This window comes from Kitasatospora sp. NPDC093558 (assembly GCF_040683475.1).
Classification (GTDB): domain Bacteria; phylum Actinomycetota; class Actinomycetes; order Streptomycetales; family Streptomycetaceae; genus Kitasatospora.
Map to the genome: position 1 here is coordinate 1 of NZ_JBFBDY010000742.1, position 2,776 is coordinate 2,776.

At 77.2% G+C, this 2,776-nt stretch carries 2 pseudogenes; both read right to left on the minus strand.

Annotation, left to right across the window (positions count from 1 at the left end):
• Positions 1–1,796: pseudogene (locus tag AB0O00_RS34580) on the minus strand (hypothetical protein); the annotation flags it as partial.
• Between the two features lie 507 nt (positions 1,797–2,303).
• Positions 2,304–2,776, minus strand: a pseudogene (locus tag AB0O00_RS34585) (precorrin-6y C5,15-methyltransferase (decarboxylating) subunit CbiE); the annotation flags it as partial.

Below are 2,776 nucleotides of genomic sequence, written 5' to 3' on the forward strand. Positions count from 1 at the left end.
TCGGCCGGCGCGGCCTCCAGCGGCTCCTCGGCCTCTGCGGCGCGGATCTCCAGTGACGAGTGCACAGCGGCGTTGCCGTCCGCTGTCTCGGCGGCGGCCTGGGGCTCGGCGGGCGCGGCCTCGGCGACCTCGGCCACCTCGACGGCGGCCTGGGCCTGCTCGGCCTCCGGCGCGACGGCCTCGACCGTCTCCACGGCCTCGACGACCTCGGCGGCGACCGCTTCCACGGCCACGGCCTCGACGACCTGGGCCTGCTCGGCCTGGACCTGCTCGACCTGGGGTGCGACGGCCTGGATCTCGACGGCATGGGCCTCGGCCGGAGCAGCCTCGGCAACCTGGACCTCGACCGGCGCCACCTCGACGGCGACGGCCTCGGCGGGCTGGGCCTGCTCCGCCTCGGCGGCGGCCTCCGGCGCACCCTCGGCGGGCGCTATGGGAGCGGGCTGCTGCGCGACGGCCTCCTCGGCCACCGGCGCCGGCCCGGTCGCCTCGACCTGGGGCAGGCCGTGCGGGGTCGGCGCGGCGAGGAACGCGGAGATGCGGCGGGGCTGCTGCCCGGCCTGCCCGGCGGGCTCCTCGGCGACATGCGCCTCGACGGCCTGCGGCGCGGGCTCGACGGGCTCGACAGCGATGGGCTCGACCGCGACCGGCTCGACGGCGATGGGCTCGACCGCGATGGCCTGCGGCGCGACCTCGGCCACCGGCTCGACGACCGGCTCGGTGACGGGCGCGACCACGGGCTCGGCGGCGACCTCGGTGACGGTTTCAACGACGGTTTCGGTGACGGCTTCGGCGACGGCAGCCACGGTGGCCTCGACCACCTCGGCAACCTCGACGACCTCGATCGCCCCGGCCGTCGGCACGGCCACGCCGCCCATGACCGGCTCCCCGAGCGGCACCTGCACGCCGCCTGGGATCTCCTGGACGGCCTGCGCGAGCTGAGCGTCCGCCACCGGGCCCGGGACCTCCGCGACCGGAACGGCGTCGACGGCCGGCGGCACGGGCGCGAGCGGGACGGCCTGCGCGACGGGCGCCGCCACCGGCGCCTGGGCCTCGGCCGGGCGGCCGACGACCGGGATGCCGTGCGCGGGCGTGCTGCCCAGCGACGGGCCGCGGTCGGCGAGCGAGCGGACCGGCACCTGGCCGGTCATCATCGACGGGTCCGGGATCGGCGGGCCGGCGTGCAGCGGGCGGCGCGGCGGCTGAGCCTGCGTCACCGGCTCCTGGAACACCGGGGTCGCCGGGGCGACGGGAGCGACCTGCACGGCCTGCGGGAACTGCTCGGCGCCCGCGACCGGCGGGTCCACCGGCGGCCACGACGGCTCGACCGGGATGCCGTCCTGGAGCGGCGCGGCCGTCATCTGATCGACCGGCACCTGCTCGGCGGGGACGGCCACGAGCGGCTCGCCCCACGAGCCCTGCGGGCCGGGCATCAGCAGGACGTCGTCCTCGTCGTCGAGCCCGTCCGCCTGGTCGGGCTGGTCAAGGAAGTGGAAAGCCGGACGCGGGGCGCCCTGGTCGACCGCCCAGCCCTCGCCGGGCACGCCGTACGCGGGCACGCCCTGCGGGTGGCCCTGCGCCGGGATGACGCCGACGGCGGGCGGCACCGCGCCGTGGAGGCCGGTCCCGGGCACCGCGGGGTTCGGGATCGCTCCGCCGTCCGTCATGACACCCGGCACGGGCACGACGCCCTGCACGGGTGCGGCGGCGACGCCCTCCGGGCCGCCGAGCGGGTCGGGTCCGGCGTGCAGGTGCTCCGGCAGTCCCTCGCCCGGGACGTGGCCGCCATCGGTCATTGTCTAAAGCTCCTTCCAGGCCGCTGCCGCGCCCTCGGCGACACGATCACCGACCGCAGCGCCCATCCGCACGGGCCGGGCCTGCACCGACCCGCCCCTCAACCACGTACGGCCGCCGCGCCGAGGCGCTGCGGCCAAAGTCATTCCGGTGAGCTGCCGCACCCCGGCCCGCACGCCTCCCCTGCGGAACGGCGCGCCATCTGAAACAACGACAACCCGGGGCGACCGGCACCACCGCACCGGACCCTACGGCATTCTCCAGGTCCGGCACGCGGCCCGTCGAATTGCCCACACTCCGAGCCGGGCCGGGTAGCACCACGTCAAAATGGCGACAAACCGACCGGATCGGGCAGGTCACCGACCGCCGCCGCCGACCAGGACGCCACACTACCGGCCCGGCGCCGTCACCTCTCGAATCAGTGTCCGGATGCGACCTGGATCACCGCCGTTCCCCCACCGGTCCCCCGTCGGCATCCTCGCCCGGAACACCGGCCGGCCCCGGGGCCTTCACACGATCTGCTCACCCCAGAGCAACAGCGCGCCCGGTCCGTCCGCCCCCAGTGCCACCCCTCCGCCGTCCGCACCGAGCAGCGGGGCCGACTGCAGCAGCGCGCCGTCCGCCCGGTACCCGGCCCCGGTGATCGCCCGGCGGAACTCCTCGGCCTCGGCGAAGGTGCGGGCCACGGTGACGAACCGTTCGGGCTTGCGGGCCAGCACCGCGCGGACGACCTGGAGGCCGCCGGACTCGACCACCGCCACGTCCGGCTCCGGCAGTCCGCCCAGCACCTCGGGGCCCTGCCCGTGCACCGTCTCCACCTCGACGCCGTACCGGCGGGCGTTGACGGCGATCCGGGCGCACGCCGAGCGCGAGGCCTCGACGGCGACGACGGCCGCGCCGAAGCGGGCCGCCTCCACGGCGAGGGCGCCGCTGCCGGCGCCGACCGACCAGACCAGGTCCCCCGGACGAGCACCCAGACGGG